This window comes from Pseudomonas tritici (assembly GCF_014268275.3).
Taxonomy (GTDB): domain Bacteria; phylum Pseudomonadota; class Gammaproteobacteria; order Pseudomonadales; family Pseudomonadaceae; genus Aquipseudomonas; species Aquipseudomonas tritici.
On sequence record NZ_CP077084.1, the window covers coordinates 164,093 to 188,830 of the forward strand.

General features: G+C 57.6%; 17 protein-coding genes. 9 read left to right on the forward strand and 8 right to left on the reverse strand.

Features of this window, described 5'->3' with window-relative positions; genetic code table 11:
• Nucleotides 1-8: 8 nt before the first annotated feature.
• Nucleotides 9-1,913 (reverse strand): protease modulator HflK, encoded by a 1,905-nt coding sequence (gene hflK / locus HU722_RS00715; RefSeq protein WP_065891290.1) that lies wholly within the window; start codon nt 1,911-1,913, stop codon nt 9-11.
• A 246-nt stretch (nt 1,914-2,159) separates the two neighbouring features.
• Here hflK and HU722_RS00720 point away from each other — a divergent pair, with 246 nt between their 5' ends.
• The 6 genes from HU722_RS00720 to HU722_RS00745 are packed head-to-tail and all read left to right on the forward strand — an operon-like array spanning nt 2,160 to nt 7,840.
• The gene (locus HU722_RS00720; RefSeq protein WP_065875561.1) at nt 2,160-2,777 is read left to right on the forward strand and encodes a CDP-alcohol phosphatidyltransferase family protein; all 618 of its coding nucleotides are present in this window, start codon (nt 2,160-2,162) and stop codon (nt 2,775-2,777) included.
• 10 nt (nt 2,778-2,787) lie between these two features.
• The gene (locus HU722_RS00725; protein WP_065891289.1) at nt 2,788-4,542 is read left to right on the forward strand and encodes a bifunctional alpha/beta hydrolase/class I SAM-dependent methyltransferase; all 1,755 of its coding nucleotides are present in this window, start codon (nt 2,788-2,790) and stop codon (nt 4,540-4,542) included.
• A 2-nt stretch (nt 4,543-4,544) separates the two neighbouring features.
• Nucleotides 4,545-5,843: a phosphatase PAP2/dual specificity phosphatase family protein gene (locus HU722_RS00730; protein WP_065891288.1), complete on the forward strand. Its 1,299-nt coding sequence runs from the start codon at nt 4,545-4,547 to the stop codon at nt 5,841-5,843.
• The gene (locus HU722_RS00735; protein ID WP_065891287.1) at nt 5,833-6,276 is read left to right on the forward strand and encodes a hypothetical protein; all 444 of its coding nucleotides are present in this window, start codon (nt 5,833-5,835) and stop codon (nt 6,274-6,276) included. The genes HU722_RS00730 and HU722_RS00735 overlap by 11 nt, the downstream gene beginning before the upstream one ends.
• 9 nt (nt 6,277-6,285) lie before the next feature.
• Entirely contained in the window at nt 6,286-6,906 is a 621-nt protein-coding gene (locus HU722_RS00740) for a lysophospholipid acyltransferase family protein (protein WP_065875565.1), read from the forward strand.
• A 1-nt stretch (nt 6,907) separates the two neighbouring features.
• The gene (locus HU722_RS00745) at nt 6,908-7,840 is read left to right on the forward strand and encodes a phosphatidate cytidylyltransferase (protein ID WP_049710831.1); all 933 of its coding nucleotides are present in this window, start codon (nt 6,908-6,910) and stop codon (nt 7,838-7,840) included.
• A 151-nt stretch (nt 7,841-7,991) separates the two neighbouring features.
• Here HU722_RS00745 and HU722_RS00750 read toward each other — a convergent pair whose 3' ends face one another.
• Nucleotides 7,992-8,465 carry an Lrp/AsnC family transcriptional regulator gene (locus HU722_RS00750; RefSeq protein WP_065891389.1) on the reverse strand — a complete coding sequence of 158 codons (474 nt, stop codon included), beginning with the start codon at nt 8,463-8,465 and terminating at the stop codon, nt 7,992-7,994.
• A gap of 136 nt (nt 8,466-8,601) precedes the next feature.
• Between HU722_RS00750 and HU722_RS00755 the strand changes: the two genes are divergently transcribed.
• The 3 genes from HU722_RS00755 to pbpC all read left to right on the forward strand — a co-directional run bounded on the left by HU722_RS00755 (nt 8,602) and on the right by pbpC (nt 17,391).
• Nucleotides 8,602-9,231 (forward strand): LysE family translocator, encoded by a 630-nt coding sequence (locus tag HU722_RS00755; RefSeq protein WP_065891286.1) that lies wholly within the window; start codon nt 8,602-8,604, stop codon nt 9,229-9,231.
• Nucleotides 9,232-9,308: 77 nt separating this feature from the next.
• Nucleotides 9,309-15,113 carry an MG2 domain-containing protein gene (locus tag HU722_RS00760; RefSeq protein WP_065891388.1) on the forward strand — a complete coding sequence of 1,935 codons (5,805 nt, stop codon included), beginning with the start codon at nt 9,309-9,311 and terminating at the stop codon, nt 15,111-15,113.
• Nucleotides 15,094-17,391, forward strand: coding sequence for a penicillin-binding protein 1C (gene pbpC, locus HU722_RS00765; protein WP_065891285.1), 2,298 nt, complete (start codon nt 15,094-15,096; stop codon nt 17,389-17,391). The genes HU722_RS00760 and pbpC overlap by 20 nt, the downstream gene beginning before the upstream one ends.
• Here the strand turns inward: pbpC and HU722_RS00770 are convergent.
• From HU722_RS00770 to HU722_RS00795, 6 genes are all read right to left on the reverse strand, one after another.
• The gene (locus HU722_RS00770; protein ID WP_065880330.1) at nt 17,388-17,765 is read right to left on the reverse strand and encodes an avidin-fold protein; all 378 of its coding nucleotides are present in this window, start codon (nt 17,763-17,765) and stop codon (nt 17,388-17,390) included. The genes pbpC and HU722_RS00770 overlap by 4 nt on opposite strands.
• A 402-nt stretch (nt 17,766-18,167) precedes the next feature.
• The gene (locus HU722_RS00775; RefSeq protein WP_186753148.1) at nt 18,168-19,442 is read right to left on the reverse strand and encodes a hypothetical protein; all 1,275 of its coding nucleotides are present in this window, start codon (nt 19,440-19,442) and stop codon (nt 18,168-18,170) included.
• Entirely contained in the window at nt 19,429-21,006 is a 1,578-nt protein-coding gene (locus HU722_RS00780) for an AAA family ATPase (protein ID WP_186753147.1), read from the reverse strand. Before HU722_RS00780 ends, HU722_RS00775 begins: the two co-directional genes overlap by 14 nt.
• 159 nt (nt 21,007-21,165) lie before the next feature.
• Nucleotides 21,166-22,728 (reverse strand): hypothetical protein, encoded by a 1,563-nt coding sequence (locus HU722_RS00785; RefSeq protein ID WP_186753146.1) that lies wholly within the window; start codon nt 22,726-22,728, stop codon nt 21,166-21,168.
• A gap of 433 nt (nt 22,729-23,161) precedes the next feature.
• A complete protein-coding gene (locus HU722_RS00790; protein WP_186753145.1) occupies nt 23,162-24,151 on the reverse strand; it encodes an SEL1-like repeat protein in 990 nt (329 codons plus the stop codon).
• Nucleotides 24,152-24,166: 15 nt separating this feature from the next.
• Nucleotides 24,167-24,394, reverse strand: a complete 228-nt coding sequence (locus HU722_RS00795) for a hypothetical protein (protein WP_186753144.1) — start codon at nt 24,392-24,394, stop codon at nt 24,167-24,169.
• Nucleotides 24,395-24,738 lie beyond the last annotated feature (344 nt).

A 24,738-nucleotide genomic window follows, 5' to 3' on the forward strand; every position in this document is an offset into this window, starting at 1 on the left:
CAAACTCCTTATTGAACGGCTTTACGCGGCACCGAGGGATCGGCCGGCAAGGTAAAAGAACGCAGATCGATCGTCGGCGCGCCATCGGCGCCCAAGCGATGATCCAGAATTAACAGCTTGGCGTGAGCCAGGCCCTGGCTGAGTTGGCCCAAATACTGTTCCAGCACGAACGCCTGGCCGGCCGTGGCGTAGGCCTTTTGTTCGGCGATAAAACGCAGGTCGGCCGCTTGGGCGCCCGCATTCACTTCGCGTGCAGTGGCCTGGGCCTGGTCGCGCGCGGTGCTGGCCTGGAGCAAGGCCTGGTTGGTTTGTTCGCTGGCCGCGCCGCGTTCGCGAGAGATCAACGCTTGGGCGCCAATTTGTGCGGCTTGCACGCCGTGATAGGCGTTGGCGGCACCGGCCGGTGGGTGGATCGCCTCGACCACGGTGGCGAGGATTTCCACGCCGCTGTCGAGCTTTTGCAGGTCCGCCTGCACCGCGCGGCCGATCTCGTCGGCCAGGCTGGTGCGTTGTTCACCGAGCAGTTCATCGAGGGTGCGCGAGGCAAAGTCGTGCACCAGGATGCGGCTGGCGGTGCTGCGGATCAGGGTCGGCACATCCGCACTGTTATAGGTGGCGGCAAGCGCGGCCTGGTCGGTGAGGCCAATGCGGTAGACAAAACGCACATCCATATTGACGATCTGGAAGCTCTGTTTGTCGCCGCTGCTGCTGGCGATCACTTGGGATTTGTCATTCACATGGCTGGCATCCCACAAGCGGTTGGCGATCAGCGGCGGTGGGCCTTCGGCGGGGGCGAGTTCCGGGGCGGCGGCTTCACTGACGCTGGTGGCCAGCTCATGCACCACACCATTTTCAACGCTTATTACGCGGCCCAACGGCCATGGCAAACCCGCATGCAGGCCAGGGCCGAAGACCTGCACCGGTTTGCCGAAGCGCTCATAAATCCCACGCCCTTGCAGCGGCACTTCGTGCACGCCGGTCAGCCCCCAGCCTACCGCCAGCACCACCAACAGCACCGGCAGAAACGCGCGACGCATGTAGGTAAACGCCCAGATCTGGCGCAAATCGATACCGAATCGGTTGTGCAACTCGTGCTGCAACGCAAGCAAGGGTTGTGGCGGCCAGCGCAGCAGCCCCGCGATAAAACTTTGCGCCATCAGGCGGGGTTCGAGGCGTGGCTGACGCGGGCTAAACAGTGACAGCACTGCTCTTAAAAGAAACTCCAGCGAGACCAGCGCCGGCAGCAGGCCGATCAACACGGCCAACCTAAGGGGCCAGACGGAATTCGCCCCTGCGAACAGCAGGCAAATCGCACTGATCACCAGGCAAATAATCGCCACTCGGCTTAGCTGCGCCAGTTGCGCGGCTTCCGGCCACTGCGCAGCGGTTTCCTGGGCCAGACGACGTTCGAACACCAGCAGGCCAAATGCCAAGGCCAGCGCCAGCGCCGCACCGATGCTTGCCGATTGACCGACCGGCGCGGCGGGCAAGGCCAGGTTCCAGAACTCGATAACGCTGACCAGTGCCAGCAGCGACCAACCGCCAAGCCACAGCACCGGCGCGCCGATCTGCTTGCCAAAACGCTCTGCAAGGCGCGCGTACCGGCCGGTGTCTTCAACCGGTTCTTCAACCGCCGGCGCTTCCAACGCCTGGGCGCGCCAATCCGCCACCCACCATGCCGATTGCAAACCAGCCACCAGCAGCAGCAACGCCGACGTACCGTTGATCAACACCACCGGCCAAATCGACAGCGGCGCAAACAGCGCGACAAACAGCGCCAGCACCCAGCCGGCAACGGCCAGCACCGTCAGGCTGATACCGGCTTGGCGCAATCGACGGGCATGGAACAGCCCCTGTTGAAACCGCGGAAGGCCTTCCACCGAAGCGCCGTCAGCTTCCAGATCCATTTGCATCCACTTAGCGTCCGCATGTACACAATTCGTTACGATATAACACGACGCGTGAAATTTTTGTTCGAAAACCGGCAGTTTCAGTACACCCTAAATTCTTGTGGATGCGGGCTTGTGTGGAACATTGTTGTGTTCAAGATCGTGACTAAACCCCCATAAACACGCGCCATCACTGGTGCACGCCACGATTAATCGGCACACTCCAGAACAGTTTTTCGCGGGTCAACGGACAAGGAAGCGTCACCCCTTATGATTTCGATCTATCAGCTCAAGCCGCGCTTTCAAAACCTGCTGCGCCCGCTGGTGCAGCGCCTCTACGACAACGGCACCACCGCCAACCAGATCACCGTTTTGGCCGGCGTGATTTCGCTGCTGGTCGGCCTGTTGATCGCCAGCTTTGCCCAACACCTGTGGCTGTTTGCGCTGATCCCGCTGTGGATGATCCTGCGCATGGCCCTCAATGCCATCGACGGCATGCTCGCCCGCGAATTCGGCCAGCAGTCGCGCCTGGGCGCCTACCTCAATGAACTGTGCGACGTAATCGCCGACAGCGCGTTGATCCTGCCGTTTGCGTTGATCCCCGGCGTAAGCCTGGCGCCGGTGTTGCTGGTGGCTTTGCTCGCAGTGTTCAGCGAATACGCCGGAGTGCTTGGGCCGATGGTGGGCGCATCGCGCCGCTATGACGGGCCGATGGGCAAGAGTGATCGAGCGTTTGTATTGGGCGTACTGGCCACCGGCGTGGCGCTGGGCTGGCTGGGCGCGGGTTGGGTCGATGCAGTGATGTGGCTGGTCGCTGCCCTGCTCGCCTACACCCTGGTCAACCGCGTGCGCCAAGGTCTTAAAGAAACGACATCCCCTTCTGCATAAGGATTTTGCGATGCGCGAACAGCAAGAGCACACCTTCAGTACCCACGATGGCGTCGAACTTTTCTACCGGCACTGGCCCGCTACCGCTGCGTTTGGCGAGGAGCCGCGCAAGGCGATCGTGCTGTTCCATCGCGGCCACGAGCATTCGGGGCGCATCGCCCATCTGGTGGATGAACTGGACCTGCCGCAATTCGACTTTTTCGCCTGGGATGCCCGTGGCCACGGCCAATCGCCCGGCGAGCGCGGTGACAGCCCGAGCTTCGCCACCAGCGCCCGCGATGTGCAGACGTTCTGCGATCACATCGGCGCCACCTATGGCATCGAAGAAGAAAACTTCGCCGTCATCGCCCAAAGCGTCGGCGCGGTGATTGCCGCGACCTGGGTGCACGATTACGCACCGAAGATCCGCGCCCTGGTACTTGCGTCCCCGGCGTTCAAGGTCAAGCTCTACGTGCCATTCGCCCGGCCGGGCCTGGCGCTGATGCGCAAGTTTCGTGGCAACTTTTTCGTCAACAGTTACGTCAAGGCCAAGTTCCTCAGCCATGACCCGGAACGCGTGGCGTCCTACGACAGTGACCCGCTGATCACCAAGGCCATTTCGGTGAATGTGCTGCTCGGCCTGTACGAAGCGGCCGACCGTGTTGTAGCCGATGCCCAGGCGATCCAGGTGCCGACCCAATTGCTGATCTCGGGCTCCGACTTTGTGGTGCACCGCAAACCCCAGCAGCAATTTTTCGATCGTCTCGGCAGCCTGAAAAAAGAGCTGCATATCCTTCCCGGTTTTTTCCACGACACGCTCGGCGAACGCGACCGCGCTACCGCCGTGAGCAGCGCCAAGCGCTTTATCCTGCAGAACTTCGAACACCCGCTGGACCGCGCCTCGTTACTCGACGCCGACAAAATCGGCGCCACCTGCGCCGAATCTGAATCCCTTGCAGCGCCTCTGCCGCGCAACTCCTTGCGCGATTTGTACTGGCGCATGACCCGCGCCAGCATGGGCCTGGGCAAAAACCTGTCGGATGGGGTGAAACTGGGTTTCGACACGGGCTTCGACTCCGGCAGCACCCTGGACTACGTGTACCGCAACACGCCCACCGGCAAGGGCGGGCTGGGGCGCATGATCGATACCAACTACCTCAACTCCATCGGCTGGCGTGGCATTCGCCAGCGCAAGCTGAACGTCGAGGAACTGCTGCGCCTGGCCATGGCCAAGTTACGCGCGGATGGTCGCGAAGTGCGCATCGTGGATATCGCCGCCGGTCATGGTCGCTACATCCTGGAAGCCCTGCAGGGCGTTTCGCCGCTGCCGGAATCGATCCTGCTGCGCGACTACAGCGACATCAACGTGCGCGACGGTGGCGCCTTGATTCGCGAGAAGGGCCTGGGGGATATCGCGCAGTTCGTCAAAGGCGATGCATTTGATCGCCTCGACCTGGCCGCGCTGGACCCCAAGCCGACGCTGGCAGTGGTGTCTGGGCTGTATGAGTTGTTTGCCGATAACGGCATGGTCGGCGGTTCGCTGGCCGGCCTGGCAGAAGCGATGGAGCCCGGCGGTTACCTGGTGTACACCGGCCAACCGTGGCACCCGCAGCTGGAACTGATCGCGCGTGCGCTGACCAGCCACCGCCAGGGCCAGGCCTGGGTGATGCGCCGCCGCAGCCAGGCGGAAATGGATCAGTTGGTCGAGGCTGCGGGCTTTCGCAAGATCACCCAGCGTGTGGATGAGTGGGGCATCTTTACCGTGTCCCTGGCACAGAAGATCTAAGCATGCGCGAACCCGGTTTATTGAAACCCGCAGTGTTGTGGCTGCTGCTGTTGGCGCCGCTGTTCTTCAGCACCTACGGCTTTGCCACCTGGGTCACCAGCCAGCGCAGCGACGTCGGCACGCTGGTGTTCGGCTGGGAAACCCATATGCCGTTTTGGGCTTGGACCATCGTGCCCTACTGGACCATTGACCTGCTGTATGGGTTCTCACTCCTGCTGCCCAATACCCGCCACGAGTTGAAACAACATGCGTTGCGGCTGCTGAGTGCGCAGGTGATTGCCGTGAGCTGCTTTCTGATCTGGCCGCTGCGCTTTACCTTCGAGCGGCCGGAACTGGATGGCGTATTCGGCTGGCTATTTGCGGTGCTGGCCGGGTTCGACAAACCGTTCAACCAGGCACCTTCGCTGCATATCGCGCTGCTGGTAATCCTGTGGGTCATGTTCCAGCGCCACACCCACCGGTTCTGGCGGTGGGTGGTGCATGGTTGGTTCGCGTTGATCGGTATTTCGGTACTGACCACTTATCAACATCACTTTATTGACTTACCCACAGGCGCCCTCGCGGGGTGGATTTGCGTGTGGTTGTGGCCGGTTGAACACCCGAGCCCATTGTTGAATGCCCGGCTAACGCGCGACCCCAAGCGCTGGCGGTTGAGCGTGCGTTACGGCGTGGGCGCTCTGCTGTTGGCAGTGCTTGCCTTTGTACTCGGCGGTGGCTGGCTGTGGATACTCTGGCCGGCGGTTTCTCTCGCGTTGATCAAAACCAATTATTTAGTACTGGGCGCTTCCGGCTTTCAGAAACGCGCAGATGGCCAATTAACCCCCGCCGCGCGCTGGCTATACGCGCCCTACCTGGCAGCTGCCTGGATCAACTCACGCCTGTGGACACGCAAACATCCACAACCCGATTTGATTGTGGATAACGTCTGGCTTGGGCGCATTCCTACGACAAGTGAGCAGGCGCCCTTCATGGCCATCGTCGATCTCTGCGCCGAATTGCCGATTAATCCACAGGGGCGCGCCTATCAGTCCATTCCCGTGCTGGACCTTATCGCACCGACACCCGACGAATGCCGACAAGCCGCACACGCCATCGAACGCTTGCGCGCCAGCGGCCCATTGCTGGTGTGCTGCGCCCTTGGCTATTCGCGCAGCGCCACCGCCGTCGCCGCCTGGCTGTTGCATACCCGACGTGCCGCGACGGTAGAGGATGCGCTGACTATCATTCGTACAGCGCGGGCCGAAGTGGTCCTGCACCCTGCTCACCGAGAAGCGTTGGAGGGTTTTTCCCATGCCCGCTGATATGGAACTCCAGGTCGTCGCCAGCCTGCTGCGTCGCGGCCGTTCGCTGGATCAGTTATCCACAGGCCTGACGCTGGTCGGCGTATTATTCGGCTTGGCTCAACTGTTGATGGCGAGTATTTCGCCGATTTGCCTGCTGCTGAGCCTGTGGATGATTATCCTCGGGCTGCTGCAAAAGTACTGGGCGCTGCGTGTGGCGTTTGACGCTGACCTCTTCGCCCTGCTGGCGCGCGACATCGAGCGCACCGCCGACCTCGACCAGGCCCTGCAAACCCTCGGCCTGCAGTCGCCCAAACGCGCTGGCCGGCCCTGGACCGAGCGCCGTCGCGGCGCGCTCAAACTGCTGCGCAAACAAGCCTGGCTGCTCGGTGCGCAAGCGCTGCTGACCCTGGCCGTGATCCTCGCCAGCCCTTGGCTGCCTTTCGCCGGATAAGGAATCCCCATGTTCGAACCCGTGGTCGCCACGCTGATTACCTCCATGGCCCGCACCGTCACTGGCGCCCGCAGCCTGTGGCTCGGTTGCGCGCCGGTGCCGGTGCAACGCATCTATTTCGCCAACCACAGCAGCCACGGCGACTTTGTGCTGCTGTGGGCCTCGTTACCGCAAAACCTGCGCAAATTCACGCGCCCGGTAGCTGGCAGCGATTACTGGAATAAAAGCGCCTTGCGCCGCTACATCATCAACCGCGTGTTCAACGGCGTGCTGATCGACCGCGAACGCAAAGACCCTGTGGATAACCCATTGCAGCCCATGCTCAATGCCCTGGAAGGCGGCGACTCGCTGATCATCTTCCCCGAAGGCACGCGCAATCTTGAGGATGGACTGTTGCCGTTCAAAAGCGGCCTGTACCACCTGGCAAAAAGTTACCCACAGGCCGAACTGGTTCCTGTGTGGATCGCCAACCTGAACCGTGTAATGCCCAAAGGTCGCGTATTGCCGCTGCCATTGTTGTGCACCACCAGCTTCGGCGCGCCGCTGCAACTGGAAGAAGGTGAAGACAAAGTCGCCTTCCTCGCCCGTACTCGCGATGCTCTGCTCGCCCTTGCCCCGGAGCATTCCTGAGATGGATAGCCAAACCCTGATGTTGTTCGGCGGCATCGGCGCGATCCTGGTGCTCGCCTCGCTGATCGGCCTGATCCTCAAACTGCGTACCCGTGGCAGCCCGAACGCGGTGATCGACAACCTCAACGCGCGCATCAACGCCTGGTGGGTGATGGTGGTGGTCATCGGTGTCGCCTTTTGGCTCGGCACCGGCGCGGTGATCCTGCTGTTCTACGCCGTGTCGTTCTACGCCCTGCGCGAATTCCTCACGCTCACGCCCACCCGCCGCAGCGACTACCCGGCACTGGTCGCCGCGTTCTACCTGGCGTTGCCCCTGCAATACCTGCTGATTTATTCTGACTGGTACGGGTTGTTCTCGATCTTCATCCCGGTGTATGTGTTCCTGCTGTTGCCGATCCTCGCCTCGCTGGGCGGCGACAGCACGCACTTCCTTGAGCGCGCGTCGAAGGTGCAATGGGGCCTGATGATCGCGGTGTTCTGCGTATCCTTCGTGCCCGCCTTGCTCACCCTCGACATCCCCGGCTACGAAGGCCGCAACCTCTTGTTGATTGCCTACCTGGTGATCGTGGTGCAACTGTCAGACGTGCTGCAGTACGTGTGCGGCAAGCTGTTCGGCAAACACAAGATCGCGCCTAACTTGTCACCGTCGAAAACGGTGGAAGGGTTTGTCGGCGGCATCCTCTTGTCATCCCTGATCGGCGCGGCACTGTGGTGGACCACACCGTTCAATCCGTGGCAGTCGTTCCTGATTGCGTTGTTGATCAACTTGCTGGGGTTTGCCGGCGGCATTGTCATGTCGGCGATCAAGCGCGACCGGGGCGTGAAGGACTGGGGGCATATGATCGAAGGGCACGGCGGGATGCTGGATCGGCTGGATTCGGTGTGTTTTGCGGCGCCGATTTTCTTTCATCTTGTGCGCTACTGGTGGACCTGACAACAGACCCCAAGGCCGAGGCGGATCAAAAATGTGGGAGCTGGCTTGCCTGCGATAGCGGAGTGTCAGACACCATCACTTTTTGCTCCGCCGACGCAATCGCAGGCAAGCCAGCTCCCACATTCGTTTTGCGGTGAGTTCAGTTTCAGTGTCAACCCGGCAAATGCCCCAGCGGCAAAGCCCCTGGGGTTTTCACGGTCTGGATCGCGAAGTTGCTGCGGATATCTCTCACGCCCGGCAGCTTCAGCAGGCTGCCAGTGACAAACCGCTCATACCCGCGCAAATCCGGCACCACCACCTGCAGCAAAAAGTCCGATTCCCCCGAGACCAGAAACGCTGAGATCACTTCCGGCAATGCCATCACCGCCTCGCGGAAGGCATTGGCTTCGGTGTCGTTATGCCGCTCAACTTTCACGCCCACGAACACCATCATCCCCAACCCCACCCCATCGCGGTCGAGGGTGGCCTGATAGCCGCGAATCACCCCGGCTTCTTCCAGCAACCGCACGCGTCGCAGGCAAGGTGAGGCGGACAGGCCGATCTCGTCGGCCAGTTGCACATTGCTCAAGCGGCCATCGCGTTGCAGGGCCTCTAGAATCTTGCGGTCGAACGCATCGAATTTCAGATTTGGCATAAGTGAATGGCCGGCATTGTTATCAGTGGCAGATAGTGCCAAGACTAGACGCTTTTCCGGCTGACTACGCAAGCACCTGCGTCACCCTTCGGCCCTAGAATTGGCCGGCACATAAGGGGAGTGGAACATGGCGGAACTCTGGTTATTTCTGGTGGCCCTGTCGGTGGCGTATCTGTTGCCCGGGCCGGACATGATCCTGTTGCTGCAAACCGGCGCGCGCCAGGGCAAGGCCTTGGCGCTGACCACGGCGATTGGCCTGGGGCTGGCCCGCGCGTGCCATGTGGCGTTGGCGGGCATGGGGCTGGCGACGTTGTTCAAGGTCGCGCCGTGGACCTTCGACGTGGTGCGCCTGGGTGGCGCGACCTATCTGTTGTGGCTGGGTGTGCAGTGCCTGCGGGCGAACATGCTGCCGGCCCTCGACACTGCTAATACTCCGTCAACGGTGCATGCCTGGCGCGCAGCGTTTCAGCGCGGTTTGCTGACCAATCTGTTGAACCCAAAGGCCCTGCTGTTCTGCTCGGTACTGCTGCCGCAGTTCATCAATCCGCATGCCGGCCCGGTGGCTGGGCAATTTGCGTGGCTGGGGGTCATCCTGGTGGCAGTCGGTTTCGCTTTCGACTGCTGCTACGCCCTGGCCGGTGCGCGCCTCGGCCAATGGCTGGCACGCAGCCGCTCGGCGCAGCGGATGCAGCAATGGTTATTCGGCAGTCTTTTGATCGGTTTTGCGGTGCGTCTCACCTTTGTGCAACACGCCTGAGCACGTCGGCGTATCGCGTCATCTTTTGTATCAAAGACGCGTGTAAGATACGCCGCACTTAGCCAGGGATGCTCACCATGTTCGATTCGTTCAAAGCGATCAGCCGCCGTATTGTCGGCGCGTTATTGACAGTGGTGGGGGCCGTCTTTGGCCAATGGCATCCGCCGCTTTGGCTGCGCGCTACCGGCCGTGGGTTGGCGAACCTGGGTAGCAAAGCCCGCGCTTATCCGCGCCAGACCGGTGCCTGCGTGTTAGGCCTGGTCCTGCTGGCCGCCGCCGGGTTCTACGGCTGGCATTGGTATTCCAACCTGCCGCAGCCGCACACCGCGAGCTATTCGCTGCACAAACCGAACCTCACCGACTACACCCAGCAGCCGCCGGTTGTGGATAACTTGCAGGTGCGTTTCGGCGAATCCGTGGCCCCGTTGGCGGCCATCGGCAAACCGGTCACCGATGGCATTACCCTCAACCCTGCGGTTGCGGGCACCTGGCGTTGGTCCGACGACCGTACCCTGCAGTTCGTACCTGAGAAAGACTGGCCCATCGACGCCCATTACACCCTGGACCTGGCCAAGAAAAACCTGCTGGCCGACGGCGTGTTACTGGACCAGTACAGCACGCAGTTTTCCACCCAACCGTTCCGCGCCACCCTGGCGCAAAACGAGCTGTACCAGGACCCGTCCAACCCGACGCTGAAACAGCTGGTGGCCACCTTCCATTTTTCCCACCCTGTGGATGAAGACAACCTACGCAAACGCGTAACGGTGACCCTTGGCAAAGGCCTGGCCTACCGCGACGCCCAGTTGCCCAACCGCCCGGAAATCACCTTCGACGAGAAAAAGCTCAACGCCTACGTACGCTCCGCCGCCCTCGCCACGCCCCTGGAAAGCACGCCGGTCAGCGCCAAGCTCGACGAAGGCATCAAGGCCCGCGACGGCGGCAACGCCAGCAGCGCACCGCTGGTGGCGGAGGTCACCGTACCCGGTCGTTATCGCCTGACCTTTACCGGGGCCGAAGTGAGTTTTGTCGACAACGAACGTGGCGAACCGGAACCCGTGCTGATGTTCAGCAGCTCCAGCGCCGTCGCCGACGACACCATCGCCGGTAAGGTTCAGGCCTGGCTGTTGCCGGAAAAAGCCCAGGACGACACGCGCCCCTACAACAGCAACGAGATTGACGACGCCCTGCTCGCCCGCAGCACCAAGGTCAACCTGACCCACGTGCCCAGCGTCGAGCCGCTGAACACCCTGCACGCCTTCAAATTCAAGGCCCCGGCCGGTCGCGCGGTGTACGTACGAGTGCCCGCCAACCTGGAAGCCATCGGTGGCTACCTGGCAAAAAATCCTACGGCGTCGCTGATCAGCATGCCGGCGTACCCACGTACCTTGCAGTTCTTGTCTGACGGCGCCTTGCTCAGCCTCAATGGCGAAAAACGCCTGGGTTTCATGGCCCGTGGCGTGCCCGGCGCCCATGTGGAAATCGCCCGCCTATTGCCCAACCAGCTGCAACACCTGGTGGACCAGAGCAGCGGCAGCTTTGCGCGGCCGAACTTTGGCAATGAGTACTTCGATCGCATGGTCGAGCGTCAGTCTTTGGATATTCCTCTGTCATCCAATGACCCGGCAAAAACCGTCTACGACAATGTGGACCTCAGCCACTACCTCACCGCCAATGGCGGACGTCGCGGTATTTTTGTCCTCAAGCTCAGCCCGCAGGATGACCCCGCCGAGCGTACGTTCGAGTACGAGCACAACAGCACCAGCGACCTGCGTTTTATCGTAGTGACCGACCTCGGCATCATCGCCAAGCGCTCCAGCGATGGCAGCCACGATGTGTATGTGCAGTCCATCGGCAACGGCTCGCCGGTGTCCGACGCCCAAGTCGATATCATCGGTCGCAACGGGTTGCCGGTCGCCAGCGGCCATACCGACGGCGAAGGCCACGCGCATTTCGCCAAGCTGGATGAACTGCGTCGTGAGAAAACGCCACTGATGTATGTGGTCACGCGCGGTAATGACCAGTCGTTCCTGCCCATTGCCCGCCAGTCCCAGCAACTGGATTTGTCGCGCTTCGACGTAGGCGGTTTGGAAGAAGATGGTGCGATTGATCGCCTCAGCGCCTACCTGTTTACCGACCGTGGCTTGTACCGGCCAGGTGAAACTGCGCACCTGGGCATGATCGTGCGCAGCGGCAACTGGAAAGGCGCGCTGCAAGGCCTGCCGGTGGAGCTGCAAATCACCGACCCGCGTGGCCTGGAAGTCATCCGCCAGCCGTTGAAGCTGTCTGCCAGCGGCTTTGAAACCTTTGATTTCCCCAGCAGCGAAGTGGCGCCGGCCGGAGAGTACACCGCGACCTTGCAGTTGATTGGCCAGAAGCAGACCCGCACCGACTTGGGCAGCGTGAGCTTCAAGGTCCGCGACTTCGAGCCGGACCGCATGAAGGTCAGCCTGAGTTTGCATGACACGCCTGTGCAGGGCTGGATTCCACCGGACCAAGTGGTAGCCAAGGTCACCGCCATGCACTTGTTCGGCGCACCGGCGTCCGGCCGTCGCGTGACCGCGAAAATGTCCCTGAGCCCGACGCTCGCGGCGTTTGATCGTTACCCCGATTACCGTTTCCGCCTCAACGACTCCCTGGAAGACGCCAGCACCGAAGACCTGGCCGAAACCACCGTCGACGACAACGGCCAGGCCGTGCTCGACCTCAACCTGCAACGCTTCGCCAACAGCACCTATCGCCTGCAGGTGATGACCCAGGTGTTCGAAGCCGAAGGCGGACGCAATGTGGCGGCGCAGAGTGCCTTGCTGGTGTCATCCGCGCCCTACCTGGTCGGTGTGAAAAGTCAGGATTCGCTGTCGTACGTCGCCAAAGACGCGCCGCGCCAGGTGCAATGGCTGGCTGTCGCGCCAGACCTTACGCCGCTGGCGGTGGACGGCCTGACCAGCGAAGTGGTCGAACACCGTTATGTGTCGGTGCTGGTGAAACAGTCCAACGGCACCTACAAGTACGAGTCGCGCATCAAGAACATCAGCCAGCCGGCGCAGCCACTGGTGATGACCGCGCAAGGCGCTAAGCAGACCCTGAACACCGCAACCCCGGGCGATTTCACTCTGCAACTCAAAGACGCCAACGGCAACCTGCTCAACCAGATCGACTACAGCGTGGCCGGGCGTGGCAACACTTCGCGCTCACTGGAACGCAACGCCGAGCTGCAACTGCGCCTGGATAAACGCAGCTACGCCACCGGTGATGAGATCGCCATCAGCATCCGTGCGCCCTACACCGGCGCCGGCTTGATCACCATCGAACGCGACAAGGTCTACACCCAGCAGTGGTTCAAGGCCGACAGCACCAACAGCGTGCAACATATCCGCGTTCCGTCAGGGCTTGAGGGCAATGCCTACGTCAACGTGCAGTTTGTGCGCGATATGGGTTCGGCCGAGGTGTACATGAGCCCGCTGTCCTATGGTGTGGTGCCGTTCAGCATCAACCTGGATGCGCGACGCATGGCGCTGAAGGTTGAAGGCCCGGCGAAAATCGAGCCGGGGCAGATGCTGGATATCAAGGTCACCGCCGACCGCCCGGGCCGCGCAGTGGTGTACGCGGTAGATGAAGGCATCCTGCAAGTGGCGCGCTACCAGACGCCGGACCCGCTGGGCTTCTTCTTCCAGAAGCGTGCGCTGGAGGTAGGCACCAGTCAGATCCTTGACCTGATCCTGCCGGAATTCAGCCGCCTGCTGAGTGGGGCGGCGCCCGGTGGCGATACGGAAGGCGCCCTGGCCAATCACCTCAACCCATTCAAGCGTAAACATCAGCCGCCCGTGGCGTGGTGGTCTGGGTTGGTAGACCTGCCAGCCGGCGAAACCCTGCTGCATTACCAGGTGCCGGACAGCTTCAACGGCAAGCTGCACCTGTTTGCGGTGGCAGTGGACAGCGACAGCGTCGGTGTCAGCGAAGCCAATACCGAGGTGCGCGGGCCGATCGTGATCACGCCAAACGTACCGGCCTTTGTGGCGCCGGGGGATGTGTTCAACGTCAGCGCCGGGGTGTTCAGCAACCTCGATGCAGCGGCGGACGTGAAGTTTGAACTTCAGACCAGCGATGGCCTGAAGGTACAGGGCGACAAGGGCAGCACGTTGTCACTGCAACCGCGCAAGGAAGGCACGGCCGAGTTCAAGATCAAGGTGGGTGAAATCCTCGGTTCGGCTGACCTGCGCTTTGTCGCCGTATTGCCCAACGGCAAGCGTATCCAGGTGGCGGAAACTACCTCGATCCGCCCGCTGAGCGAACATCGCGTGGCACTGAGCCTGGGCCGTTTCGACAGCGCCAGCAAAGAACTCAAACCTACTCGCGAACTGTTCAGCCAGCTGCGTGACGTGCAACTGGGCGTGGCTGCCTCGCCGCTGGTATGGGCCAATGGCCTCAAGCATTACCTGGATGACTACGGCTATGCCTGCACCGAGCAATGGGTGTCCAAGGCCATGCCGGCGTTGATCTGGGGCGGTAACGCACCGGAAGCCGAACAAGCCTTCAGCAGTGCCGTGCGCATGCTGCGCCAACGCCAGAACCAGGCCGGTGGCTTCGGTTTGTGGGCAGCCAACCCGGACGTGGCGCCGTACGCCAGCCTGTACGCCACCGACTTCCTGATCGAAGCCAAGGAGCGCGGGTTGCCGGTACCGGAAGATCTGCTGGTGCGCTCGAACGCGTATCTGACAGACCTGGCCAACGGTCCTAGCGAAGGCCTGTCGGAATTGCGCAACCGCGCCTACGCCAGTTACCTGCTGAGCCGTCAGGGGATTCTGGTAAGTGGTGCATTGAGCGATATCCGCGAGCGCTACGAGAGCTACTTCAAGGACACCTGGCAGAACGACCTGGGCGCCGCTTACCTGGCTGCCAGCTACAAATTGCTCAAGCAGGATCGCCAGGCCGATGCACTGTTCCGCAAAATCCCATGGCGTTCGCTTGTGGATAAGTGGGACAGCGACGGTTTGTATTACGACCCGCTGGTGCATGATGCCGAACACCTGCACCTGCTGGCGCGCCACTTCCCCGAGCTGATGGACGATGTGCCCACGGCCTTGCTGGATAAACTCGGCAAGCGCCTCAATGAGCAGCGTTACAACTCGCTGTCGGCGGCGCTGTTGCTGCGCGCCCTGGACAACTATGGCCAGCGCGCGCAAAGCGACATGACCCTCAAGGCCACCGCCTGGCTGGGTGACAAGCAGCAGCAATTGCTGGAGATGGCCGGTCAGCCACCGCGCGCCGCCGTGCCAGGCACCACGCAAAAGCTGGTGATGGAAAAATCCGATGGCCCGGCCGCGTTCTACATGCTCAGCGAAGCCGGTTTCGACAAGGGCGCCAAGCTCAAGCCGATCAACAATGGCCTGGAAATCATCCACGAATACCTCGACCTCAAGGGCGAGCCGGTGAGCAAGGTGGCGGTAGGTGATGAGTTCCTGGTGCGCCTGCGTCTGCGTGCTACAGACCGTGATCAGGTGCAGCAAGTGGCCGTGGTCGACTTGCTGCCGGGTGGCGTAGAGCCTGTGTATAACTTGCCGCCGGAGCCGGAAGCCGCCAGCAGTGAGGAAGGTGAAGGCGAAGCGTCCGAATACGTGGAAGAAGACAGCCAGGAAGCGGACGCATGGCAAGCGCCCATCGGCGAAACCGAGCTGAGCACCTGGCAGCCGGACTATGTGGACGTGCGTGATGATCGAGTGGTGTTGTACGGCACTGCGCTGCGCGATGTAGGCACTTTCGTCTACCGTGTGCGCGCCACCAACGCCGGCACCTTCAATACGCCACCGGCCTACGCCGAAGGCATGTACGAAACCACCCTGCAAGGGCGAGGCAAAGTAGGCCAGCTTGAAATTACCAAGCCTTAAGCGCCTGACGCCGCTGCTGGCAGCGGCGGTTCTACTGGCGGGGTTGCGGCTGTGGCCCCATGCCCCGCTGGAACAGGCCGTGACCTCGTCACGGGTGGTATTGGCCGACGACGGCTCGCTGCTGCGCATGACGTTGGCGGATGACGGGCAATACCGTCTGTGGCTGCCGCTGGAGCGCATGTCGCCGTCATTGGTCGAGGCCTTGCTGCTCAAGGAAGACCGTAATTTCTACTGGCACCCGGGGATCAATCCCCCGGCGTTGCTGCGCGCAGCCCTGGCCACCTACAGCGGTGGCCAACGCCAGGGCGGGTCGACCTTGAGCATGCAACTGGCGCGGCGCTTGTGGGATCTGAACACCCGCCAAGTGCCAGGCAAGTTGCAGCAGATGGCGTTGGCGCTATGGCTGGAAGCACGCTACAGCAAGCACGATATTCTTGAGGCCTACCTGAACCTGGCGCCCATGGGCGGCAATATCGAGGGCGCCGAGGCAGCGAGCCGCATCTACTTTGGTAAGTCGGCGGCGCAACTGTCGTTGTCCGAAGCGCTGGCGTTGGCGGTGATCCCGCAGCAACCGGGGCGACGTGCGCGCTTCGGGCCGTCATTGCAAAACGCGCGGCTGCGCTTGATGGCTGACTGGCGCGAGACTTATCCACAGGACCCGCGTAACGACAGTTTGTTGGACCTGCCTCTGGAGGCGCGCAACCGCCAGCAGATTCCTTTCCTGGCGCCGCACCTGAGCGAGCAATTGCTGGCATCCCAGCCCGGCAACGAGTTGAACAGCACCCTCAACTTGCCCTTGCAACAGTTACTCGAACGCCTGATCACCGGGTTTATCGCCGAGCGGCGCAGCACCGGTGTGGAAAACGCTACGGCCATCCTGATCGACAGCCGCGACCAGAGCGTCAAGGCGCTGGTAGGGTCGGCGGATTACTTATCCACAAGCCTCCACGGTCAAGTGAATGGAGTGCTGTCGCGACGCTCGCCGGGGTCGACGCTTAAGCCGTTTTTGTACGGCCTGGCGCTGGACCAGGGGGTGATCCACCCGATGAGTATCCTCAAGGATCTGCCAAGTAATTTCGGCTACTTTCAGCCGGAAAATTTCGACGGCAGTTTTGTCGGGCCGCTGACAGCCCGGGATGCGTTGATCCGTAGTCGAAATATCCCGGCGGTGTGGCTGGCCAGCCAGGTTAAGTCGCCGTCCTTATATGGATTGCTGCAGCGCGCCGGTATCAAAGGCCTGCGCGACGAAAGCCACTACGGTCTGGCGTTGGCCCTCGGCGGCGGTGAGATGACCCCGGAAGAACTGGCGCGGCTGTATGTGATGGTGGCCGGTGACGGGCGCTTGCGGCCCTTGCGCTATTTGCAGGAACAGCCCCAGACCACCGGCGCCCAACTGCTAACGCCCCAAGCCGCCTTCATGGTGCGCGACATGCTGCGTCGCAACCCACGCCCGGATGGCTTGCCTGGCCGCCACTGGCGCACCGCCTGGAAAACCGGCACCTCTTGGGGGTTCCATGATGCATGGAGCGCAGGCCTGGTCGGGCCGTACGTGCTGGTGGTGTGGGTGGGCAACTTTGATGGCCGGCCAAACCCGGCGTTTATCGGCGCCAAGACGGCTGCGCCGCTGTTTTTCCGCATCGCCGACGCCCTGCCCCTGGCCCTGCCGAATGTGGTGATCAAACCCGACAAGCCACCCGCCGGACTGGTGCGCATCGACATCTGCGCCGCCTCCGGCGAGTTGCCCAACCGCTGGTGCCCGCAAACCCGCAAGACTTGGTATATCCCCGGCGTCTCGCCGATTCGCGTGTCCAACCTGCACCGCCCGGTGCTGATCGACACCCGCACCGGTAAAGCCGCCTGCCCGCCGTTCGAGGCGCAATACACCCGCGAAGAAGTCTTCGAGTTCTGGCCCAGCGACGTGCAACGCCTGTACCGCGCCGCCGGCCTGCCGCGGCGCACGCCGCCCAACGTGATGAAAAACTGCCAACCCAACCGCATCAGCGACCAGAGCGAAGCGCCGCAGATCCGTTCGCCGCTGACCCAGGTGAGCTATCAGCTGCGCCTGTCCCAGCCACAGGAAAGCATCCCGCTGAATGCCAATGCGGCCAGCGATGCGGCGACGTTGTACTGGTTCGCTGATCAAACCTTGATCGGCCAAGGGCCGCCGCAAACCACGCTGAATTGGCGGCCGGGCAAGTCGGGGGAGTATCGGTTGCGAGTCAGTGATGATCAGGGGCGCAGTGCGAGCCGGGGGTTGCGGGTGGAGTTTGTGCCTTAGGAGTGGTTGTCGCACTCAGCAAGTTCAACGTAGCTTGACTCCCCGCCTCCCGTCGCACCCGATAACCACCCCCAGACGAAGCTCAGCGTGGTACGCCCGGCCTGGTCGACGTCGACCGTGCCACGAGACCAACCGGCCAGTAGTTTGCCTTCTGTCGTCACGCACTGATAAAGCAATTCGATGGTATCAGGGCCGGTTACACGCCCGACCTGCTGGCCGAGACGAATCCTTGCGCCTTGGTAAGTGCTCGAGATGGCATCGCCATCGACAAGGTAATGAAACACCGTGCCCGTACCTGAGAGACCTTGGGTATTGTTTGCGACCGCAAACCGGCGATTGTTCAAACGTGCGTGAATCTGGGAAGAGGGTTGCATCGAGGTCGCATCCTTTCGCTGGAACCTGGAGACCCCAAGGGTGGTTTTAGAGAATTAAAACTGTCGCAGAGCCCCCTGAAAAAAGGGGGCTGCAGCCAATCTCTGAGAAAGCGCAAAACTGTCGCAAGCGGCCAAAACAACAGGTCAGACACAAGCTCTAGAGAATTAAAACTGTCGCCACCATGTAGGACAAGCCTTTCCGCGGCTTGACCAACTGTTACCGCGCGGCGACCTCAGCAACCTGATCGTATCGGGCTGATGAACATACCATGGCCAAGTCATGTAGTTTAGCGTGATGCTAGTTCGGCAAATTAGCTTCAATTCCGCGCAACAGATGGTGGAATATTCCGATACGAAACCGATGGGTGTTTGCTCACCGGCCCCTTTCTTTAATCAGCAGGGCTACTGGCATGCCGGACAGCTTTCCCGCCCTGAGTCATGACACTTGTCACAGTGACTATGGCCCTCCTCACCGTTCGCTCCGCTGGAACCATGACACTGTCGACACCTGACCTCTTCCGACCCACCGCAAGTCAGGCAGTCGTCTTCGGACAAAAGGCCTGTTCCTTGGCAAGGATCGCAAAGAACAGTTCCCTGACCATCACAATAGTCACAGGCGTCTGCGTTGACCCCACCCTCACCTTCGCACCGGTTGCACTGGCGCGACTTCCCAGCATCCGGATCGTACCAACAACCATCTCCGCCGCAATCAGGACAAGTAACCCCCGCGCGACCACCGTGGCAGTTCGGGCAACTGCTGTAGCCATCATCACAATGTGGGCAAGCAATAAGACACGACACATCAACTCTCCCCCTTGGGCAATAATGCGCGATGAGAGCTTGATACATTCCTATCTTCCAATGATTCACAAATGGAGCGGTAGCCTCACCCACATCTAAGATCGTTTCCCTGATATCTTGCTCAGACAATCCTTTATCACGCATGCGATCCATTTGCGCCAATATCGTTATCGCATTCTTACCCGCAATAGACCTGTACCTTCCAGCGATATTGAAGTCGACAAAATGTTTGGTTGCTCTCGCCTTGTCTACAGCCTCCCAATGGACAGGGGGCTTTACTATAAAATCAAAAACACCAGGTTTTTCAGCGTTTCCTGGTCTAAAACTTGCAAATATCCATTGTTCAGTAAAAAAGCAGTCTTTGTCGGTATAAGGCTGAATTATTTGAGATTCGGCATCCACGGCAAATGCCGTAGCTTTAGCATCCATATTACAGTCCCTGCATGAGGGCACTAAATTGCTTGGCAAAATCGCAAACTGCGGAAAATTAAATTTTGGCAAGAAATGATCTAAATTTCTAGGAGTGCCAAGTCCACCGCAAAAAGGACAGTCATCAAGAGCAGCGGCTAATAGATAGTCGTATATTTCCCTTGCTGGTTTAGAGCCCGGAACCAAATATTGCTCATAAACTTTAACCAGATCAGACTTTTTCAACAGTCCAATTACAACTGGATCCGGGCCCGCCTTCAAATCGATTGGCGCAATTGTATATAGGTTTCCAATTTTTGATCTCTGCTCGTACTGTAAAGCAGCGACTAGAAGTTCTGCTTTAGCTCCTTCCACCCCGGCTTTTAATACAGCATTTCCAGTTACACCCTCTATGCAACGGTCGATTACATATTCAGGATTATACTTTTCACAATTAAGACGCATCATGGGCGCGCTCCTGATCTCTTGTTTCCACTAAAGACCTAAGCAGTGCCCTCCCCTCCAAACCAAGCTGACCACTATACTCACTGATTATTTCCTCATATTTCTTCCCACTTCTAACAGACGCAGCCAACAAATCATGAAATCCTGAGCGATCAACCTCCAAGTTGAAAACCTCACTAGTGATAACACCAACGTTCTCTCCAAATGTTTCGATTTTAGGTCGGATAGTCACAGAAGCCTTACCTACTCTATTTATCACCCATGCACACGACTTAGGTATTTCTTGCAAGACTACCGGCGAGTGTGTAGCGATAATAGCGACACCATTTCGGTCGTGAAGAAGATCTGCTAATGCTCGAACGAAAGCTGACAATAGTGGAGGGTGCAGGTGGCTTTCTGGTTCGTCTAAAAGAACAAGCGTTTTTTCTTCGACTAAAGCAACTAGCCGGGTTATTGTCAACAAAACAACAGAATGCCCTGAACTCATTTTTTCTAGATATGGCAAAGCTTTGCGATAATAATTATCGTAGAAAATTTGCGAGTCCGCCTGACTTGTTCCGCTTAATTCTTCTTTAATAGCACGAAATACAGACTCTAGCTGATGAAGGCCCATTCTGGAGAAATTTTCATCTGATCCAAGCTTTTCTATAGCTTTTAGCCAGCTATCTACTTTCCCGGGAGCACCAAAACATGCGACCAGCGATTTTATACAGTCTCCGCGCAACTCTTGCAGGGTTTTCAGGCTATCATCTATTCCCACTTTTTTAAGGCCGACATAAAAATAACACGTACCTTTTGCAGGGTCCGGTTGGTCAGCAGGCGGAGTGAATGGGTCGAACACACTGAACGAAACAGACACCAAGCTGCTAAAATAGTCGGAAGCAATAGGAGACCCAGATTTATCTAGAAAAAAACCTTGGTTCTTTTTGTTATTAACTGATTCAATCATTCCATTGAGTAAAGTTGTCTTACCTACACCATTACGACCGATGATCGCGTGCACATTGGTGTTTGGCTTGACGTCGACAGAAACGTCAAACGACATTGTTATGCTGCCCACATCCGAGTCTTCAGGTCGTCTATATTGAAAGGCGTATTCGGTAAGCTCTGCCTTACCCCATAAAATACGCGCAAACTGGCCTTTCACCACAGAAAGGCTGTGATATCTCAATAAAGAAGTCCCAAAGACATCCTCGCCAGTAATTTCCTGAATAATTTCTGGCTGGACCACTATATCGCGTAGCGCTGTTAGCACAGTCCGCCTGGTATCGCGATTAAGCTTGGTCATAGCTTTGTAGAAATCAACGCTATTACCAAGTGAAAAATATCGTTTATCTAGCTCAGTGAAGCTTTTATCCAATGTAGAAAACGTAGAAACACTTGTGGTTTGTCCTTTGAATGCTATTTTAATGCTACCAACGATTACATAATTCCCATTAGCATCATGCAATGACATATCAAACATTGTCACATATGAGTAATCATTCCAGTTATCCTTTTTTAGATAGACGGTATTTCTACCTAACTGCGGCACCGTCGCGTCAACGGTCAACACCTTAAATTCCATTTTCAGCACCTACTTTCTAAAGAATTTACTATGGATAGCGATCCGGGCTTTAAGCGTGTAGCACAGATGCTGAGCAACCAATAATGTGTCCAGGAAAAGATGACAACAACTGGTTCCAAATAGGGTGCAAATACAAACTTAAATCGCGCCCCCCCTAATTCAAATGACAACCGGACGCTTCGATAAGTTTTCAGCGCCGCCAATGTGACCACGCCCCGCTTGCGCTAGCGGATGAGAAACAAAGTATTGATTGAATATATGATGTAGCTTTTTGTCGCCAGATGCCTTTACTTCTGCCTGTATATCATTAACAAATTTAACTGAAACGCTGTATTTTTTTACGGACCCGGAAATTTTTTCAATCTCCATTCTGGATTTCTCAGAAATCTTACCGGTAGTCCAAAGCTCAAAATGAACGGTAGTATTTTTCCAATCATGATGATTCAAACTGTACTTGTACGTTATAGGTATACGAATGGTTAACCAGCGCGTGATTTCATCCTCTGACACTAACGCGTATGGAGCATATCCTTTGCACTCAATGAAATAAGTCCTGCCATGCGCTTCCACAAGCACGTCCGTTTCGCTCTCTTGTCCGCCCGGATTACGAATCTTCTCGTTCAAACGCACCCGGAACGAGTTCCGGGTTCGAGCTACTACATCTGCTACAAAATATTCGAACAATGTGCCTCTGAGATTCCCGATAGCGCCTTCGAATTTTTTAAGTCCCGCAAACAATTTTTCCAGGACTTCCGCATCGATGGCTTGCTGCCCGGCTTCGGTAAGGGTTTCCATCAACAGCCGCAACGCTGAAGCCACATCGCTGCCAAACAGTGTTTCAGGTGTGGCAGGAACGATGCCTTTGCTTTTCAACAGAATAAAAGCTTCGCTTGAATAGCTTTCGGCGATGAAAAAACAAATGCAGGCGCCTACGTTTTTCAGGTTTTTAACCGTCTCAACCTTCGTAAGAAAGGCCAGCACACCAGATTCAGATACCTCGACATCAAAGAGAATATCGGCCAGCAAAAAGCCTGGCTTTTGCGCTCCATCAGACTTTCTTTGACTGATACCAGAGAGGTAGGAAGGTGCAGTGAGGTCCCAACAGAAGGTTCCAACCTGCGGTTGAGCCTCCCCTTCAAGATGCCTCAATTTGGCCTTGTCGTAGCTGATCAATCCCAGATTCTTACACCAGGTTTCAAACCCTGCGAGGAAGATATCCTCGGCGGCAGCTCTCGCTCTGATGGTAGCGACTGCTCCGTCGTACATGCCGGGGCCTTTAGCCAGTGCAATACAGTTACCAGAACCAGGTATGTATTGCCTCTCCACCAATTGGGCGCGGAGCAGCTGCTCAATCATCGTGGTACTGGAAATGTGCTTTTTCAGCCTCAGCGGAGCGCCACAAGCAATGTGAAAAAAAGGCTCCGCCACGATACCGCCCCGCTGTATCAACGCCGCGAGAGCTTTGCCGTACGCAGCATTAGCTTGTAGTAGTGCCTCAGTGAGCTTCAGCCAGTACTCATCTGAGCCAAAGTACTCTTTGATGTACAGGAATACGGTATTACGGGGAAACAGGTTGTAGACCCGCCCAATACGTTCGTCAGCGCGGCTGACTCGCTTTCTAGCGGCTACAGCACTGACGCCTTCCTCCTGCACCATATCTGCAACCAAATCACTGGAGAGGCATGGTCCTTTGTCTTCAAGGCGGTCATAGACGCTTGTCATCGGCTCTCCATGTCACACTGCGCTATTAATATTACAATCCTTTCCTTCAAACGAGCAAAAACGGGCAGTTGCCGTGAGGCGCCGAATCTCGTGGGCTGCAGAGGCATCGATACTGAAATCACCTGTTGAAATGTCACAGTCGCTAATTTCTGAACTCGGCAACGGGACTTCAACAGCAAGGTAGTGCGTAGTCTAGCATCGCTGGATCATCGGGCAAAAATGGCCACCCCGGTCCGAGAACCGAACCAACAAAAATGTCACGGGTCTATCAAGCGCTGTGCGATTTAGCTCGCGAGCAATTTAATGCTCTCTTGAATCCTGATCAATGAAAACAGGCTCGGAATACTCACTTATATTGGCTTATCTGAGATTCCTCGCCTGTTTTGTTGCTTGGTCGCTGATCTGTCGACTTTCTGCGTTAATCGATAGCCCTTTACTCGGCTTGCTGTATGTTCTGAACTATTTTGAAAAATTCATCGTAATCTGAGAAGCTGCAGAAACCAGCCTGTTCGCCACGAGTCGAGATGGATATTAGTGGAGGTACTCCTGAGTCGATGTCCGCCAACAAACCCTCAATGAAGCTACTGACAATACTGATTTGCTTGTAATAAACCTCACCAGTATCATGTTCAGAAGGCTTTTTTTTAGGTTCTTTCAGGAAGTTTTTTAAAATGATTATTCCGGCGGGTGGGTTATTTGAAAAAAGTTTTAGTATGCCTTTAAAGTAATTGGCGCTTGATGCATGTGTTGCCTCTGCGAGCTCATTTAACATGCTTTCAAGTGGATCAGCTTGGATTTGGAACATATTTTTCAGATGGGTTATCTGAAAGATAGACATATAGGCAATATCGAAACCACCATCGGCAGATATTATCAAGCAACGTAGAGAGTCGATTTGATTTCCCTTGGCCGCAAGGTGCAATGCCATTTCGTAGCACGCCCCGAGATGACCTCTGTTGTGAGCCATCGATAACCAGAGTAGGCAATCATCATTCCGGCCCCCACCTAGCGAGGCTCCGATCCGATACATGGCGCTGATATGCCCATTAGACGCCGCTTTAGCTAACTCATAGCTTTCGGCATCAGAGAGCTGATGCTGCGCAAGCATAATGGGTATACAGGCGTCATTTATCCTTATCTTGAGCAATTCGATTAACTTATCCCAGTTAAGCCCAAAATCACTTAGCGAGCAGTCGTTGAGGTACTGTTTCGCTGATGAACGAGGCCTTCGTGGGTGGGCGTTGTACTCAGCCCTTTTTTCTGTCTTGTAGATCGCTACTGTTTTTTCAGTCGGAAGTATAATGTCATCTGTATGGACCTCACGAAGTGCTTCCGAGGCTTTTCCGTGAAGGTGCTGAAACCAGCTTCCGATCCTGATTTCATACGTTACGTTATTATGTGTGATAGCTGTCATTTTCTTCATCACGGCTGTCCTTGCTTAATCATGTGCTCGATTAAGATAAGCTCGCGCCGCGAAGAGAGCCTGGTCCCAGGACATATTTGGGTGACTCTCCATATAGTCCACTGCAATATTGAGAAGTAAGCGCTCAGCGCCAAGCGGACCAGACTCCAGCATTTTTTGCTCGCGATCAAGGCGTGCAAGCGCACGTCCCTTTTTCTTGCGAAATTCGGGAATAGGTAGAGAAGAAGGTAATATTTCTGACATAACTGCCTCCAGAGTAAGAGGCGGTTTCGCGAATGCAAAGATCCACCTCTCACTATTTAAAATTAGCGAGAAAGAGAATCCGTAACTTGCTTTCGCCGGCCACGAATAAAGCCGTATCGAAAACTTAGCTAAAAAGCAGAGAAAGGTCAACCACAAAAGCATACCTGGTGGAAAAGTGCATAGCATCCAGGGTGTGTACGGGTGCGGAGCCCTTCTCAGTCGGAGGAGCCTGAGGCAAGTTTTCCATAGCGATACCCGTGATCTCAAGAAGATGCTGAAAAAAGCGTACCTTCCCTAGCTCTGAATCTGCATACGTGGCTCACGCTGCCAAGCCCTGAGGTAAT